Genomic DNA, 15,281 nt, shown 5'->3' with positions numbered 1-15,281 from the left:
AGGAATGAAAGCTGTTTTGACACTCGGTGTAGGTCTGGCCGTCGTGCTGGCTTTGGCGCTGGTGCCGGTGATCGGCCCGCGTATTCTGGTGCAAGACCTGTTCAAGGTGCTGTGCCTGCTGGTGCTGGCGCTGAACTGGAACCTTCTGGCAGGGTTTGCCGGGTTGGTCTCGGTCGGGCAGCAAGCCTTTGTCGGCATCGGTGCTTATGTGATGTTCGCCACCACCATTCTCTGGGGATGGGATCCGCTGGCTGGCATGCTGATCGGCGGCATGTTGGCAATGGCTCTGTCGATCCCGATTGCCTTTTTCGCCTTTCGTCTGAATGGGGCCTATTTCGCAATCGGGACATGGGCGGTGGCCGATATTGCACGGCTGTCTTTTGGACAGTGGCGCGCGCTTGGCGGTGGCACCGGCACCGCACTGCCGCGCGACGCCACGCGTGAGATGTTTGGCGTGGGTCTGGTGCGCGACCTGCTAGGGGTATCTCCGGCGGCGGCGATCGATGCCGTGACGTATTGGCTTGCGCTTGGCTTGGCCACGGTGATGCTGGTGGCGTGCTGGCTGTTCTTGCGCTCGCGCATGGGTTTGGGCTTGCAGGCGGTGCGTGACAATCCGGTGGCCGCGCAGTCGGTCGGCGTGGACCCGACCCGTCTCAAGGCGCTGGTCTTTCTGCTGACGGCCTTTGTCACAGGGCTGTGTGGGGCACTGTTGTTTATCCAGATCGGTCGCATCACGCCGGATGCCGCTTTTTCCGTCATCGACTGGACGGCCTTTGTGATCTTTATTGTCGTGATCGGGGGGATCGGCACCCTGCCGGGCCCGATCGTCGGGGTTCTGGTGTTTTACGGACTGCAACGATTGCTGTCCGATTACGGCACCGTTTATCTTATTGCGCTGGGGCTCATCGGCATTGCGATCATGCTTTTTGCGCGGCGCGGCCTATGGGGTGGCCTGATCCACTGCATTGGATTTGATCCGTTTCCGCTGGGCCATGCCGCGCCCAGACTTGCCCGTCAATCCATCAAAGAGGATGCAGCATGAGTTATTTTTCCGAAAGCGGTTCGGCCGAAGCGGTCAACAGCCGAATGGGCGATCAGACCGATGCCCGGCTTGCACTCGTGATGTCAAGTCTTGTGACGCACATTCACGATTTCATCAAGGATGTAGGCTTGACGCAGCAAGAATGGGAATACGCCATCGATTTCCTGACACGCACCGGCCAGATCTGCTCTGGCGAGAGGCAGGAGTTTATCTTGCTGTCCGATACGCTGGGCGTGTCCATGCTGGTCGATGCCATCAACAACCGCCGTCCGGAACCAGCGACCGAAAACACGGTCTTTGGTCCGTTTCATGTTGCGGATGCCCCGATCCGCGCCATGGGCGACACTATCTCTTTGGATGGAAAGGGCGAAAGCTGCCTGTTCGAGGGCCGGGTGCTGAACCTGAACGGCACCCCGATCGAGGGCGCGACGGTCGATGTCTGGTGCGACAATGCCGACGGGTTTTATGATGTTCAGCAGCCCGGCATTCAGCCGAAATGGAACAACCGCGGGCGTTTTGTCACCGGCGCAGATGGGGTCTATGTATTTCGTGGGGTCAAACCGGTCAGCTACCCCATTCCGGATGATGGACCCGTGGGGCAGATGTTGGGCCTGCTGGGGCGCCACCCCTATCGCCCCGCGCATATGCACTATTTGATTACCGCACCCGGCTTCCAGAAGCTGGTCACCCATACCTTTGTTGGTGGGGATGACTATTTGGCCTCGGATACGGTGTTCGGGGTCAAGGACACGCTGATCGCCCCGTATGAGCGCGTTGAGGGCGGCGACACGCTCTGGCACTCGCCTTTTGATTTCGTATTGGTCCCCAGCTGAGGCCACCATGCCCAATGTGAAGCTGTTCATTGACGAGGCGCACTATCAAAGCCTGCACTCCGGACTTGTTGCGCTGCTGGCCCCGTTGCGCGACATGCTTTGTGCCGCGCTGTCAGTTGATCACGCAGCGTGTCATATCGCGGTGATCCCGGTCATTGGCCTGCCTGACCAGCCTCAGATCAATGCCGAGCTTTCCTATTTGCCGCGCCCCGAACGCACACCGACCCTTCTGCGACAGGTGGCGCAGGAGGTGCGGTCGCAACTCCACTCCGCAACAGGACTTCCCGTCGCGGTGCGGATCGCGGCGCTTGATCCGGCCAGCTATATAGCCCTGAAATAGCTCTTCAGCCCCGCCGCCGGGTGACTTGTTGATCGTGGTCCATCCGGGCTTGAAGACGCTGGCATTCGGTTTGAAGGAAATTGATGAACTGAGCAACGGCAGGCGGGCCTTGCCTGTCGACCATCGTCAGCATGCCAAGCTGCCGGTCCGGGTGGTCAATTTTCAGCGGCAGCGCCTCCAGCTGAATCGTGCGGCGCGACATGAAGACCACCGAATATGGCAGCACCGTCAACGCATCCGACCCCGCCAGAACCGACTGTATCGATGCCAGCATCCCCCCCGAGAAGTTTACCCGGAAATCTTCTTGCCCGATGGATTTCAACGCCTGCAGCAGATCGCGGTAGAGCGGACTGTTCTGCGGTGGAGCGACCCAAGCATAAGGCGCAATATCGGCCAGGGTGATGGCCCGCGCGCGGGTCAGCGGATGCCCGGCCCGGCAAGCAATCACGTTGTTGCCCGAAAGCAGCGGCGCAAACTCCATATCCTGAGGCACCTGCCTGGGATGCAGCGGCAGGATTGCCAGATCCAGCCCGCCATTGCGCAACCCGGTTTCCAGAGAGTCCAGATAGCCGTACGTCTGGTCGATCTGCACATCGACGTGGCGGGTCTGGAATTCAGCCACCATGCTGGCCACCACCCCATCCATGAAGATCGGCGAGCCGCCCACCCGCAAGCGCCCGGCCAAGCCTTGGCGAAAACGGCGCACCAGCAGACTTGCCTCTTGATTGGCGCTGCGTATCCGGCTTCCAAGACGCGCGAGGCTTGCCCCCAATTCGGTCGGGCGCAGCGGGCGGCGGCCAGGCTCGAACAGCGGCATGCCGATGCGGTCTTCCAGCAGCGCCATGCTGCGCGATACCGAAGGCTGCGATTTGCCAAGCGCTTCCGCGCCTTCGGTCAACCCGCCCTTTTCGACAATGGCCGATAGAATTTCCAGATGTTCGCTGTCTATCTTCATAGCAATAAGCGATATTACATCGGTATCATCCGATCAATATTTCTCTGGTGCTGGGCTAGGTTTCCCAAGTCCGACGAAGGAGAGGAGTCCGATGTCCTTTTTCCGCGAAGATTTCACTGCACGCAGCGCGTCTGTACGTGTGCGCTTTGGGGCAGGCATCCGTGCTGCCGTTTCGGAAGAAATGGACAATCTTGGCGTCAGCCGTGCCTTGATCCTGACCACGCCTCAGCAGTCCGACATGGCCGATGAGTTTGCCAACTATTGCGGCGCCAAGGCAGTCGGGCGCTTTACAGGCGCTGCCATGCACACGCCAGTTGATGTGTCGGAACAGGCCACCGATTTGGCGCGCAGGCTGGGCGCGGACGTGCTGATTTCGGTCGGGGGCGGGTCAACCACGGGTTTGGGCAAGGCAATCGCCCTGCGCACCGATCTGCCGCAGATCGTGGTGCCCACCACCTATGCCGGGTCAGAGGCGACGGGGATTCTGGGCCAGACCGAAAACGGGGTGAAAACCACTCTGACAAGTGCGAAAGTTCAGCCCGAGGTGATCTTGTATGATGCCGAACTGGTGGCCACGCTGCCCTTGTCCATGACAGTCACTTCGGCCCTGAACGCGATGGCCCACGCGGCCGAAGGGCTTTATGCCCGTGACCGCTCGCCGATATCGTCGCTGATGGCAGTTGAAGGTTTGCGCGCTTTTCGCGACAGCCTGCCAAAGGTGCTGGCGGACCCCGGCAATCTGACCGCCCGAGGCGAAACGCTTTACGGGGCGTGGCTGTGCGGCACCGTGCTTGGGCAGGTTGGCATGGCGCTGCACCACAAGCTGTGCCACACGCTGGGCGGCAGCTTTGATCTGCCCCATGCAGAAACCCACGCCATCATCCTGCCGCACGCTATTGCCTTCAACGCATCAGCCGTGCCCGATTTGCTGGCACCGCTGGCTGATCTGTTCGGCACGAGCTCCGGCTTTGGCGCCGGCACTGGCCTGTGGCAGTTTGCGAAATCCGCCGGTGCGCCATTGTCGTTGCGCGATCTGGGACTTGTGGAGGCTGATCTGGACCGGGCCACCGATCTGGCCACCGCCAACCCCTACTGGAACCCGCGCCCCGTTACGAAAGACGGCATCCGTCGTCTGTTGCAGGCGGCCTGGGCCGGGGATCGCCCTGACATCTGATATACCGTGCGGATTATCCCCGCGCTTCGACTGACATACCGAGAGGACATTTCCATGGCTGACATCAACACAGACGTTCTGATCATCGGCACCGGCCCTGCAGGGTCAGCCTCTGCAGCGCTTTTGTCCAGCTACGGCGTCGCCAACATGGCGGTGAACCGGTACCGCTGGCTGGCCAATACCCCGCGCGCCCACATCACAAACCAACGCACGATGGAGGTCTTGCGCGACCTAGGCCAGGATGTGGAGGACGAGGCCTATATGTTCGCAACCCATCAGGATCTGATGGGCGAAAACATTTTTTGCGAAAGCCTTGCGGGTGAAGAAATCGGGCGGATGAAGGCTTGGGGAAATCATCCGCTAAGCCGCGCCGAACATCAGATGTCGTCGCCCACCAAGATGAATGATCTGCCGCAAACCTTCATGGAACCCCTGCTGTTCAAGACCGCCTGTCAGCGTGGCACGCAGGCCCGGATGTCCACCGAGTATCTGCGCCATGAACAGGACAGCGAAGGCGTCACCACCACCTGCCTTGACCGGCTGACCGGCAAGGAAGTGACGATCCGCTCCCGGTATCTGATCGGGGCGGATGGTGGGAAGTCGCTGGTGGCAGAACATGCTGGCCTGACGTTCGAGGGCAAGATGGGGGTCGGTGGCTCGATGAACATCCTGTTCCGCGCGGATCTTTCCAAATATGTCGCCCATCGGCCCAGCGTTCTGTATTGGGTGATGCAGCCGGGTGCCGATGTGGGCGGTATTGGTATGGGTCTGGTGCGGATGGTGCGGCCGTGGAATGAATGGCTGATCGTCTGGGGCTATGACATCAATGGACCCGAACCCGAGGTAACGCCCGAGTTTGCCACCGGTGTTGCCCGCCAGCTGATCGGCGACCCGGAGCTGGAGATCGAATTGCTGTCGGCCAACGTCTGGACGGTGAACAACTATTACGCCACAAAAACCGCCAATGGACGGGTGTTCTGCATGGGCGATGCCATCCATCGTCATCCGCCATCCAACGGCCTGGGTTCCAACACCTCGATTCAGGATGCGTTCAATCTGGCGTGGAAACTGGCGATGGTGCTGAAAGGTCAGGCCGGAGAGCGCCTGCTGGAAACCTATGACGCTGAACGCGCACCCGTGGCCAAGCAGATCGTCACCCGCGCCAACCAGTCGATCGCCGAAACGGGTCCGATTTTCAAAGCGTTGGGCATGGCCGAAGGTGTGGATCCGGTGCAGATGCAGAAAAACCTGCAGGCCAGAACCGAAGGCTCAGCCGAGGCCGAGGCGCAGCGGGCGGCAATCCGCAAAGCGATTTCTTTCAAGAAATATGAATTTGATGCCCACGGCGTCGAAATGAACCAGCGCTACCGCTCTGGTGCGGTGGTTACCGATGGCCAGATCGAACCAGCGTTTCAGATGGACGCTGATTTGCATTATCAGCCGACCACCTGGCCTGGCGCGCGGCTGCCGCATGCCTGGCTGTATCGCCATGATACCGGGGCGCAAGTCTCCACGCTTGACCTGTGCGGCCGTGGCCACTTCAGTGTGCTGACCGGGTTGGGCGGTGAAGCATGGGCAGAAGCCGCGAGCCGTGCAGCGGCCGACCTGGGCATTTCGATTGCGGTGCATATCATCGGACCCCGGCAAACCTATGTCGACCATAGTGGTGAGTGGGCGCGACTTTCTGAAATCCATGACAACGGCTGCTTGCTGGTGCGCCCCGATCACCACATCTGTTGGCGTGCAACAGAGCTGAGCACAGACCCTGCCGCAGATCTTGGCCGGGTGCTGCGCACCGTTCTGGCGCGCTGAAGGCTAGGGGGCTTTGGGTGGTAGCATCCAAAGCCCCAGGCATCGATGCTCTGCCGGCGGGAGCGGGGAAAGATCAGCGCAGCGAGGGTGAGGGCTTCGATGTGGCCTTCTGTCAGCCGGCAGACTGCCTGCGGTGTTGCAAGCTGCAGCAAATGCGATCTGCGTGGCCCGCTTTGCACGATGATGCAGTGTGCGCGCGCTGAGAGTGACGCGATCAAAAGGGTTGGAATGGTCTCTTGCGGCCGCAAACGCCTGCTGGGGCCGCTCGCACAGGCGCGCGACGGGGCGTGCAATCACAGGGCTCGTTTGATGGATCACCCAACGTTGATCACAAATTCAGGTGGGTTACGCGCGCAGCATCGCGCCAGCGCGCGGTGTCGAAACTGACCTGCAAGCCAGATTCGGACGACTTCCATACGACGCATAGCAAACCGCTATGCAAAGGCAAAGAAATCTCATTCCTGAGGCCCCGCACCTGCGTAACCTGTTTGTATCCGGTGGGGAGGCCCGCCCAGAGCGGAGGCATCGGATAAGTCTGCAATCAAGAAGGTGCCGCTGGCCGCATGAGAGTGCGCTCGGCGCATAAGGGGGTATATGATGTATCGTGTTTTTCGGCGCGCGCTGGATGCCGCAATCTCGGCGGCCATGGCAGTGGCGGAAATCGCGATGGCGTTGATGATGCTGCACGTGGTGCTGCAAATTGCGATGCGCGGTATCTTCCGCATCTCGATCGACAGCGTCCCGGAAATTGTTGCGTTCTACTACATGGCCGGCATGATCTTTTTGTCCTTTGCGTATGTCACCCGCGAGGACGGGCATATCTCTGCGTCATTGTTTACCGACATGCTGCCCCGTCGTGCCAATGAACTGCTGCAAGGGCTGATATTTGTGGTCCTTGCCATCGGGATGGGCCTGTTTGCGTGGGAAACCCTGCATGAAGCCATCCGAATGACCCGTATTGGCGAATTTCACCAAGGGGCCAGCATCAACCTGCCCAAATGGCCGACACGCTGGTTTGCGCCCATCGGGTGCGGGCTGATGGCGCTGTCGGCCCTGGTGCTGGCGCTGGACAAGATCGTGGGTCGGCCCGTGGGCATGACGCCAAGTGCGGTTACGCACGCCGCAAAAGGATAAGCCATGTCAAATCTCGCCATCGGGTTTTCGGGATTTCTGGCCATTGTCGCCTTGATCGGATTGCGCGTTCCTGTCGGGCTTGCCCTGTTGATCGTCGCGTTCTTCGGCATCTCTATTGTGACGTCGCCGGGAATTGCGTTTTCGTTGGTGCGTGTGGTTCCGTTCGATTTCGTGGCGAACTGGGATCTGTCCGCGATCCCCATGTTCCTGCTGATGGGGGCCATTGCGCATCGGTCCGGCATGACGTCCAGTCTCTTTGACGTGGCGCGCTTGTGGTTATCGGGTTTGCCGGGCGGGCTGGCAGTCGCAACGAACTTTGCGTGCGCGGGGTTCTCGTCGGCATCGGGATCATCTTTGGCCACCACGATGGCCGTCGGGCGCATCGCTATCCCTGAAATGCGGAAGTATAAATACGATGACGGTCTGGCCTGTGGGATCGTAGCCTGCGGTGGCACGCTGGGTGTCCTGATCCCGCCGTCGATCATTCTCGTCATCTATGGCATCTTTGCGGAAGTGTCGGTTGCAAAGCTGTTCATCGCAGGGATCATTCCTGGACTGCTGACGGCGGGCATTTATACGGCACAGATCATTATCCGCTGCAAACTGGATCCGTCCCTTGCGCCGCCTGTTGATGAAAAGCCAACCTGGGCGGAACGCTTTGCCGCTTTGGCAGAGATATGGCCGCTGCCGCTGCTGATCCTCGCTGTTATCGGCGGCATCTATTCCGGTATCGCCACCCCGACGGAAGCGGGGGCGCTGGGAGCGTTTCTGGCCCTGTTGATCGCTCTGGCTCAGCGCCGCATGACACTTGCCATCTTTCGCGAGGCGGCGCGCGAAAGCATCGTGGCCACGGCGGCGGTGTTCTTTGTCGCGGTCGGTGCCGTGCTGCTTACCCGTTTCATGGCGTTTTCGGGCGTGCCCATGTATCTGGCATCATTGGTCGCGGATTTTGGTGTCAGCCATCTGGCCATCATTCTGACGATCATGGTGATCTATCTGATCCTTGGCATGTTTCTGGACCCGCTGGGCATGATGCTGCTGACGCTGCCGGTGTTCCTGCCGCTGTTGATTGCAGCCGACATGGACCTGATCTGGTTCGGCATCCTTATGGTGAAGTTCATTGAGATCGGGCTGATAACGCCACCTGTCGGGCTGAACGTCTATGCCGTGAAATTGATGCAACCCGAGATACCGCTTCAAAAAATCTTCAGGGGCGCGGTGTGGTTCCTGCTGTCCGAAGTGCTGATCGTCGGATTGCTGATTGTGTTCCCAATTATCACGCTGTGGCTGCCCAGCGTCATGTGACCCGGTTTCTGCCCTGCCAAGGCCAATTCCAGACTTAAACCAGAGGAGGAAATACCAATGAAACTTAAAGCTTTTGTCGCTGCGCTCGCCGTGGTGGCCATCCCGGCCAGTGCCGAAACATTCAAATACTCGGCCTGGACACCCCCGCCTGCGCCGAACAACCGGCTGGGCACTGTGCCGATGTTCGAAAAGATAACAGCCGAAACGGCGGGCACCGAAAATGAAATGACATTTGAAAACTTCATGGGCGGACAGGTGTTCAACGCCTTTACGACGTTGGCAGGTCTGCGCGACGGGGTTGTGGACGGGGGCATCCTCGTGCCGGGCTATAACTCGGCCGAGTTGAAAACCCACACCACGATGGGGGAACTGCAGGCGTTGGCAAAGGAGGGCTACGCTGCGGCTGGCGCCGGAACCGAAACCCTGCTGTTGAACTGCCCGGAGTGTCTCGAAGAATATGGCGCGCAGAACGTGATGCCGATGGGGGTCTATGCGACGGCGCCCTATCATCTCATGTGCAACTTCGACCTTACCTCGATGGACCAGTTACAGGGCAAGCGCTCTGCGGAAGGCAACCCGATGTTCAACCGTTGGGCCGCATCGCTTGGCATGTCGCGTCAGGGCCTGCCGCCAAACGAATTCCAGCAGGCACTGGCACGCGGCACGGTTGATTGCGTGTTTGCGCCCAAAGATTGGCTGGTGGCATTCTCGCTCGCGGATGTGGTCAAGACAGTTGTCGATGATGTGTCGCACGGCGTGTTCCCGGCCGTTGTGATGATGGGTGTCAACAAGGGCACCTGGGACGGGATGACACCCGGTCGCAAGGAAATTTTCGCCCGCGAAATCCCCCAGGCGATCATGAATGTGGTCGACGGCTACTATCTGGATGAAGTCAAAGGCAAGGATCTGGCGCTGGCCAATGGCGCGAAGTTCATATCTCTGGGTGATGGATTTGCCCAAGCCTGGGCGGATTTTCAGGCCTCGGAACGAACCGAGGTGATCGCCGCCGCCGAAGCGCGTGGTGCCACTGGCGCTGCCGCCGCGGTCGACGCCAATATCGCCCTGTTGGCGGAGTGGGAGGCGATTGTCGAAGACGTTGGCAAGGACCCCGTGCTTTTGGCGGCACGCCTGCATGAGCGCGTTTTTGCGACGCTCGTCGACTAAGTCTGTGGGGCAGGTCATCGGCCTGCCCCGTTGTTCCGCCGCGGAAAAGGAAGAGCATGCCGATATGACTCGCACGCTTGTGACAAGTGGGCTGGCCATCCGGCAGGTGATAGCGCGATCAGAGGCGCCGCGTGTGATCCATGCGCAGTTCTGGGTTTGCGGTGGTCATCTGGACCGGGCCACGCCAGGTTTTCCGCCAAACCGTGGCACCGTCTGGCGCTTTTGTCCGCCCGAGATTTGAGTGAACCAAAGGGAGGTTAAGATGGATAATATTGCAGATTTCATCGTTGTTGGTGCAGGGCCGGTCGGTCTGTTGACGGCCCTGGGCCTCGCCCGCGCCAATGCCAGTGTAATCGTGCTGGATGCGGATGCGCAGTTGAATGACAGCCCGCGTGCAATGACTTATACGGACCCGACGCTGGTTTTGATGAACCGTCTGGGCATTCTGGACGCCGCCGAGAAGGTTGCCATCCGCAATCGCGAAATCAACTTTGTCTGGCCACAGGATGATCTGGTCGTCACGATCGACACGCTGAAAGCCGAACCCACCCGCACCTATGCTCATAACCTCCATTTCGGACAAGAAGCCTTGGGTCAAATCGCCATGGATGCGTTTCTGACCTATCCCATGACGGAAGTGCGTTTCAGCACCAAGGTTCGCGCGATCAGCCACGGAACCGCCCATGCAACTGTCACGGTAGAAACCCCAAACGGCGTCCGCGAGTTGCGGGCAAAATGGGTTATCGGATGCGATGGCGGCCAGTCCACGATCCGCAAGCTGCTGGGGCTGGAGTTTGAAGGGTTCACATGGCCCGAACGCTTTGTGGCGACAAATGTGCGCTATGACTTCACCGGCAAGGGGTGGAAAAATGTTCACATGATCTGTTCTGGCCCATCCTGGGGTCTGGTGGCCAAGATCAATGCCGAAGGCCTGTATCGCGTGACCTTTCCCGAAGATCCTGACATTCCGGTCGAGGAAGTGGGCCGGCGCATACATGATCATTACAAGCGCATCATGCCCGATGATGAAGCTTACGAAATCGTCAGCTGGGCTCCGTACCGGGTACACGAGCGCACTTGCCCAACCTACAACATGGGCCGCGTGGTCTTGGCGGGCGATGCCGCGCATATTTGCAACCCCTGTGGCGGGCGCGGTCTGACGGGTGGGATCATGGATGTGGACCGTCTGGTGACAGCCTTTGAGAACGTTCTGTCGGGCGCGAACGAGCGTGATGAACTGGACGCTTATACCAAGGATCGTCGGACCGAGTTTGTGGAAGTTTCATCCCCATTTGCCAGCATGATGAAACAGATGTGGGAACGCTCTGACCGTGACGCGCAAAAGCGGGATCAGGCGGAAATTATGAAACTGTCGGTGGGCTCATCCTCGATCAGTTTGGCCGGAATCAAGAGGCGGGACGCTGTGGCTTGAAGCGTTAGTGCGGCTTGTCTCGGCGGTAGTCGCACTCTCACAGATCAAGGGAACTGGCGCCATCATCGACAGATCGCCTTGTCCCACTTTCTTGTTTTAGGGCCAGGACCCATTGATCTGCTTGAGGCTGCCGCTGCTGCGTGTGTCGAGGCCCCTGAGCTACGCGGGTGATCATGAGCACTCCAGTCTGGCTGACGGGCGAGCAGGTGGAGCGGCTGAGACCGTTCTTTCCAAAGAGCCATAAGAAGCCGCGCGTCGATGATCGGCGGGTTTTGAGCGGCATGATTCTTATCAGTCGCAACGGCTTGCGGTGGTTTGATGCGCCCAAGGAATATGGCCCGCCGAAGACGCTCTACAACCGATGGAAGCGGTGGGGCGACAAGGGTATCTTCGCGAGGTTGATGGAGGGGCTGGCCTCAAAAGGCACTGGGCAGAAGACCATCATGAGCGACGCGACCTATCTGAAGGCGGACCCATTGCCCGGCAGCACATGCAAGGCATGTGCGAGTGGGGCACAGCCACCAGACTGCGGTCGAAGAAGGGGAGCCATAGGACCAAAGGAGCCGCCTGATCGGCCGAACCAAGGGCGGCATGAAAACCAAACTGCACGCCGTTACCGATGCGGAAGGCCGCCCGTTGCGCGTCTTCACGACCGCAGGCCAGGTCAGCGACCCTATCGGGGCAGCTGCCCCGCTGGGCGGTTTGCCAAAGGCGGGGTGGCTGCTGGCCGACCGGCGTTGCGATGCCGACTGATCCATAGATGTGTTGAAAAACAGGGGGATAAAACCCTGCATCCTGGGCCGGAAGTCGCGCGCCAAGCCCATCAAGCACGACAAGCGCCGCTACAAACGACGCAACAGGATCGAGATCATGTTCGGGCGGCTGAAGGACCGGAGGCGCGGCGCCACCCGTTACGACCGATGCCCGAAGGTTTTCCACTCCGCCGTCGCTCTGGCAGCAACCGTCATGTTCTGGCCATGAAACGAGAACGAGTCCTGACCCTGGAAAATCTCAGTAGCCGTCCAGGCCATCGCTCCGAATGGTCGCAGCTTTTCCGCAGAGACGCACGACGCTGTCGCCGGTTTATCCCGAGTTAATTCCAGCCGTGCAGGGACTGTTCCGACTGTGTGGAACATCTTTGCGCCCGGTGACGTCGGGGAGGGCCGCGTCAATGTTGCGTGCAACTTTTGTCGTGCCAAGCATGGCAGACTCTTTTGAATGTGAATGTGCCGACCTCATGGCCGCCGCAGCAGGTAGATGTCCATGATCCAGCCGTGCCGCGCGCGTGCCTCGGATCTGGTGGTTATGATCTGTGCCGACACGTCAGGCAGCAAACCTGTGATCAGGATTTCTTCGGGCAAACCCAGGTAGGCCCCCCACCAGATCATCACGCCGGTCTGGTCAATGGCATCGAACGCGCCACCACTGTCAAGCATCACCACCAAGGTTTTTGCGTCGGGTGGCCAGCCGAGGGTACGCAAATTGCGCGCCGTCGTGATCAGAACCGGGGCGGCCAGATCGTTCAGCGGAATCGCATGGGCCGCGCACAGCGCCTGAATTGCGGTTATGCCGGGGATGACCGTCAGGCGCAGGGGCTGGCGGTGCTCCACCCGCGCGGCGATCCGCAAGGTGCTGTCATACAGCGACGGATCCCCCCAGACCAGCAGCGCTATGCGCGGGCCGCCTCCGGCTGCCAGATGCCGGGCAATACGTTCATGCCAAATGGCGGCGATGGCGTCGTGCCAGTCGTTGACACGGTCCAGATACGCGGGCGTTGCGGGGTTGCGGTTGGGCAGATCGAAGGTTTCGATCCGGGTTGCCGGGTTGGTTATGCAGTTTTGACAGATTGTCATTCGCAAACCGGCGAGGTCTGCCTTGTCCTCACCCTTCAGCGGCACAAGAATCAGGTCAGCAGACGCTATGGCCTTGGCGGCCTGCACCGTTACATGGTCGGGGTTGCCGGTGCCAATTCCGATCAGGAACAGGTCAATCGTGATGGGGGACGTCATTCTTCTGCCAACGGGCCGTAGAGGATCAGCGCCGGTTGATCGCCCGTATCCAGTGCCAGTTGGGCGGCAAGTGCCGCAATGGTGGACCGGGTCAGTGTCTGGTTCGCATGGCCCACCGACTGGGCCAGAAGAGCCGGGGTGTCGGGGGAAAGGCCATGGTCCATCAACGCGGTCGCAAGCGCCGGAAAGGTGCGCTTGCCCATGAACACCACCGTGGTCGCCGTCGCATCCGCCAGCGCTGCCCAGTTCATCGCTTGCGGAAGATCGCCCGTCACATCGGCCCCGGTGATGAACTGCACCCGCCGCGCCGTCAGTCGCCGGGTCAGCGGGATGCCCGCCGCGGCCGCCGCCGCGCATGCCGACGGCACACCCGGCACGATTTCGAAGGCGATGCCAGCGGCTGTCAGTGCAGTGATCTCTTCCTCAAGCCGCCCGAAAACCCCGGCGTCCCCCGATTTAAGCCGGACCACCCGCGCACCGGTCAGGGCGTGATCGACCAGCAACCGGCTGACGTGGTGCTGCTTTGGCGACGCACGCCCGGCGCGCTTGCCCACGGCCACCAGTTCTGTTTGCGGGCCGACATGCGACAGCACCGGCCCCGAGGCGAGATCGTCAAACAGCACCACGTCCGCCTGCGCCAACAGACGCGCGGCCTTGATCGTCAGCAGGTCCGGGTCGCCCGGCCCGGCAGAAACGAACGAAACAAAGCCGGTCTTGGCCCCGATCATAGCCCCGGTCATGCTGCGGCCTGCGGGCTTGCGGGCGCGATCAGATGGAAAAAGCTGCCCGTCACGCAGCCGCCCTCCGTTTGTCGCCACGACCCGGTTTCGGCCACCGCGGCCCCGGTGGCATCGGTGACCTGTGCCAGCGGCGCGTCGGGTTGCGCCACGATGCTGGCGTAGTGAAATTCATGCCCGCGCAGCGCACTGCCTGCCGCAAAGCCGCCAAAAGGGTGCTGCAGGCGCGCCAACCGATAGCCCAGATGCATCCGCCGCTTGGCAAAGCTGGTTTCCAGCCCCAGCAACCCCACCATCCGGTGTCGCGTGCCGTCCGCGGCGACCAAGCCTTCTCCCAGCGCCATGTAGCCCCCACATTCGCCATGCACGGTCCGGGTTTCGGCAAAGCTGCGCAGGCCGCTGCGAAAGCGTTCGCAGGCGGCAAGTCGACCGCTGTGCAGTTCGGGATACCCCCCCGGCAGCCAGCAGGTGGTGGCCGAAGGGTCCGGGCCTTCGTCTGCCAGCGGTGAAAATGGCAAGAGGGTGGCACCTTGCGCCCGCCAATCCGCCAGAACATGCGGATAGACAAACGAAAACGCGGCATCGCGCGCCAAGGCGATCCGCGCGCCGGGGGCAGGGATTGGTGCCGCATCCGGCACGTCACGGGCGCTGCCGGCGCGCGCGGCGGCGAGGATGGCGGCCAAGTCACAATGCGCGGCCACGAATTCGGCGGCATCGGCCAGCAGTTGCGTCAGTGCTGGCAACTCCTCGGCCTGCACCAGGCCCAGATGGCGTTCGGGCAGGGCGGTCTTGGCGCTGCGCGGCAGCGCACCCAGTACGGTCAGGCCCGCTTGCGCCATGCCCGCGCGCACCAAAGCCTCGTGCCGGGGCGAGGCGACCTTGTTCAGGATCACGCCCGCCACCGGCAGCCCCGGCCGAAAGCGCGCCATCCCCAGCGCCACCGCCGCCGCCGTCTGCGCCTGACCCGACACATCCAGTACCAAGATCACCGGCCAGCCCATCAGGGCGGCAAGCTCAGCACTGGCCCCTGACCCCGCCTCGCCGGGCTGGGCCACGCCGTCGAACAGACCCATTGACCCTTCGGCAAGGATCAGGTCCGCGCCGTGCCCCGCCTGGGCCTGCCGCGTGATCTGGTCTGCCGTCATCGCCCAGGTATCGAGGTTGACCGAAACCCGCCCTGCTGCCGCCGTGTGGAACGCGGGATCGATATAGTCTGGCCCGCTTTTGAACGGTTGCACGCTCAGCCCTTGAGCGCGAAACGCCGCCAGAAGCCCCAGCGCGACGGTGGTCTTGCCGGTGCCCGAGGCGGGGGCCGAGATCAGCAATCCGGGGGGCATTGCGCGC

The 15,281-nt window shown here is 61.2% G+C and carries 14 protein-coding genes and 1 pseudogene; 11 read left to right on the top strand and 4 right to left on the bottom strand.

Annotation, left to right across the window (positions count from 1 at the left end; all coding sequences use genetic code 11):
- Positions 1-4 precede the first annotated feature (4 nt).
- Genes EEB11_RS12585 through EEB11_RS12575 form a run of 3 tightly spaced genes read left to right on the top strand, consistent with a single transcriptional unit; the run spans position 5 to position 2,215 of the window.
- Entirely contained in the window at positions 5-1,042 is a 1,038-nt protein-coding gene (locus EEB11_RS12585) for a branched-chain amino acid ABC transporter permease (RefSeq protein ID WP_135431890.1), read from the top strand.
- On the top strand, positions 1,039-1,875 hold the full coding sequence (locus EEB11_RS12580; RefSeq protein ID WP_135431888.1) for a dioxygenase family protein: 837 nt from the start codon (positions 1,039-1,041) through the stop codon (positions 1,873-1,875). The genes EEB11_RS12585 and EEB11_RS12580 overlap by 4 nt, the downstream gene beginning before the upstream one ends.
- A gap of 7 nt (positions 1,876-1,882) precedes the next feature.
- Positions 1,883-2,215 (top strand): hypothetical protein, encoded by a 333-nt coding sequence (locus EEB11_RS12575; RefSeq protein ID WP_135431886.1) that lies wholly within the window; start codon positions 1,883-1,885, stop codon positions 2,213-2,215.
- A 4-nt stretch (positions 2,216-2,219) separates the two neighbouring features.
- Here the strand turns inward: EEB11_RS12575 and EEB11_RS12570 are convergent, their stop codons facing one another.
- On the bottom strand, positions 2,220-3,170 hold the full coding sequence (locus tag EEB11_RS12570; protein ID WP_135431884.1) for a LysR family transcriptional regulator: 951 nt from the start codon (positions 3,168-3,170) through the stop codon (positions 2,220-2,222).
- Between the two features lie 91 nt (positions 3,171-3,261).
- On the opposite strand from EEB11_RS12570, the gene EEB11_RS12565 reads away from it, so the two are divergent.
- The 8 genes and pseudogenes from EEB11_RS12565 to EEB11_RS12535 all read left to right on the top strand — a co-directional run bounded on the left by EEB11_RS12565 (position 3,262) and on the right by EEB11_RS12535 (position 12,172).
- Complete coding sequence (locus EEB11_RS12565) at positions 3,262-4,344, top strand: maleylacetate reductase (RefSeq protein WP_135431882.1); 1,083 nt, start codon at positions 3,262-3,264, stop codon at positions 4,342-4,344.
- 54 nt (positions 4,345-4,398) lie between these two features.
- Positions 4,399-6,156, top strand: a complete 1,758-nt coding sequence (locus EEB11_RS12560) for an FAD-dependent oxidoreductase (protein WP_135431880.1) — start codon at positions 4,399-4,401, stop codon at positions 6,154-6,156.
- Between the two features lie 597 nt (positions 6,157-6,753).
- Positions 6,754-7,290 (top strand): TRAP transporter small permease, encoded by a 537-nt coding sequence (locus tag EEB11_RS12555; RefSeq protein WP_167852733.1) that lies wholly within the window; start codon positions 6,754-6,756, stop codon positions 7,288-7,290.
- A gap of 3 nt (positions 7,291-7,293) precedes the next feature.
- A complete protein-coding gene (locus EEB11_RS12550; protein ID WP_135431876.1) occupies positions 7,294-8,595 on the top strand; it encodes a TRAP transporter large permease in 1,302 nt (433 codons plus the stop codon).
- 57 nt (positions 8,596-8,652) lie between these two features.
- Complete coding sequence (locus EEB11_RS12545) at positions 8,653-9,759, top strand: type 2 periplasmic-binding domain-containing protein (protein WP_135431874.1); 1,107 nt, start codon at positions 8,653-8,655, stop codon at positions 9,757-9,759.
- A 64-nt stretch (positions 9,760-9,823) separates the two neighbouring features.
- A complete protein-coding gene (locus EEB11_RS19565) occupies positions 9,824-10,000 on the top strand; it encodes a hypothetical protein (RefSeq protein ID WP_167852732.1) in 177 nt (58 codons plus the stop codon).
- Between the two features lie 21 nt (positions 10,001-10,021).
- On the top strand, positions 10,022-11,191 hold the full coding sequence (locus EEB11_RS12540) for an FAD-dependent oxidoreductase (protein WP_135431872.1): 1,170 nt from the start codon (positions 10,022-10,024) through the stop codon (positions 11,189-11,191).
- 173 nt (positions 11,192-11,364) lie between these two features.
- A pseudogene (locus EEB11_RS12535) lies at positions 11,365-12,172 on the top strand (IS5 family transposase).
- 254 nt (positions 12,173-12,426) lie between these two features.
- On the opposite strand, the gene cobF reads toward EEB11_RS12535, so the two are convergent.
- From cobF to EEB11_RS12520, 3 genes are read right to left on the bottom strand one after another with little or no spacing between them, the layout of a single operon-like run.
- The gene (gene cobF, locus EEB11_RS12530) at positions 12,427-13,200 is read right to left on the bottom strand and encodes a precorrin-6A synthase (deacetylating) (RefSeq protein ID WP_135431870.1); all 774 of its coding nucleotides are present in this window, start codon (positions 13,198-13,200) and stop codon (positions 12,427-12,429) included.
- The gene (gene cobA, locus EEB11_RS12525; RefSeq protein WP_245298893.1) at positions 13,197-13,940 is read right to left on the bottom strand and encodes a uroporphyrinogen-III C-methyltransferase; all 744 of its coding nucleotides are present in this window, start codon (positions 13,938-13,940) and stop codon (positions 13,197-13,199) included. The genes cobF and cobA overlap by 4 nt, the downstream gene beginning before the upstream one ends.
- Positions 13,937-15,274 (bottom strand): cobyrinic acid a,c-diamide synthase CobB, encoded by a 1,338-nt coding sequence (locus EEB11_RS12520; protein ID WP_135431868.1) that lies wholly within the window; start codon positions 15,272-15,274, stop codon positions 13,937-13,939. Before EEB11_RS12520 ends, cobA begins: the two co-directional genes overlap by 4 nt.
- Positions 15,275-15,281 lie beyond the last annotated feature (7 nt).

The organism is Pseudotabrizicola sediminis (genome assembly GCF_004745575.1).
Classification (GTDB): Bacteria; Pseudomonadota; Alphaproteobacteria; order Rhodobacterales; family Rhodobacteraceae; genus Pseudotabrizicola; species Pseudotabrizicola sediminis.
The sequence above is the reverse complement of the archived record's forward strand: the minus strand, read 5'-3'. Positions and strand labels throughout refer to the sequence as shown.

Excerpts from the sequence above, each read along its gene's own strand:
- EEB11_RS12585 (WP_135431890.1), top strand. The coding sequence starts at position 5 with ATGAAAGCTGTTTTGACACTCGGTGTAGGTCTGGCCGTCGTGCTGGCT.
- EEB11_RS12580 (WP_135431888.1), top strand. The coding sequence starts at position 1,039 with ATGAGTTATTTTTCCGAAAGCGGTTCGGCCGAAGCGGTCAACAGCCGA.
- EEB11_RS12575 (WP_135431886.1), top strand. The coding sequence starts at position 1,883 with ATGCCCAATGTGAAGCTGTTCATTGACGAGGCGCACTATCAAAGCCTG.
- EEB11_RS12570 (WP_135431884.1), bottom strand. The coding sequence starts at position 3,170 with ATGAAGATAGACAGCGAACATCTGGAAATTCTATCGGCCATTGTCGAA.
- EEB11_RS12565 (WP_135431882.1), top strand. The coding sequence starts at position 3,262 with ATGTCCTTTTTCCGCGAAGATTTCACTGCACGCAGCGCGTCTGTACGT.
- EEB11_RS12560 (WP_135431880.1), top strand. The coding sequence starts at position 4,399 with ATGGCTGACATCAACACAGACGTTCTGATCATCGGCACCGGCCCTGCA.
- EEB11_RS12555 (WP_167852733.1), top strand. The coding sequence starts at position 6,754 with ATGTATCGTGTTTTTCGGCGCGCGCTGGATGCCGCAATCTCGGCGGCC.
- EEB11_RS12550 (WP_135431876.1), top strand. The coding sequence starts at position 7,294 with ATGTCAAATCTCGCCATCGGGTTTTCGGGATTTCTGGCCATTGTCGCC.
- EEB11_RS12545 (WP_135431874.1), top strand. The coding sequence starts at position 8,653 with ATGAAACTTAAAGCTTTTGTCGCTGCGCTCGCCGTGGTGGCCATCCCG.
- EEB11_RS19565 (WP_167852732.1), top strand. The coding sequence starts at position 9,824 with ATGACTCGCACGCTTGTGACAAGTGGGCTGGCCATCCGGCAGGTGATA.
- EEB11_RS12540 (WP_135431872.1), top strand. The coding sequence starts at position 10,022 with ATGGATAATATTGCAGATTTCATCGTTGTTGGTGCAGGGCCGGTCGGT.
- cobF (WP_135431870.1), bottom strand. The coding sequence starts at position 13,200 with ATGACGTCCCCCATCACGATTGACCTGTTCCTGATCGGAATTGGCACC.
- cobA (WP_245298893.1), bottom strand. The coding sequence starts at position 13,940 with ATGACCGGGGCTATGATCGGGGCCAAGACCGGCTTTGTTTCGTTCGTT.
- EEB11_RS12520 (WP_135431868.1), bottom strand. The coding sequence starts at position 15,274 with ATGCCCCCCGGATTGCTGATCTCGGCCCCCGCCTCGGGCACCGGCAAG.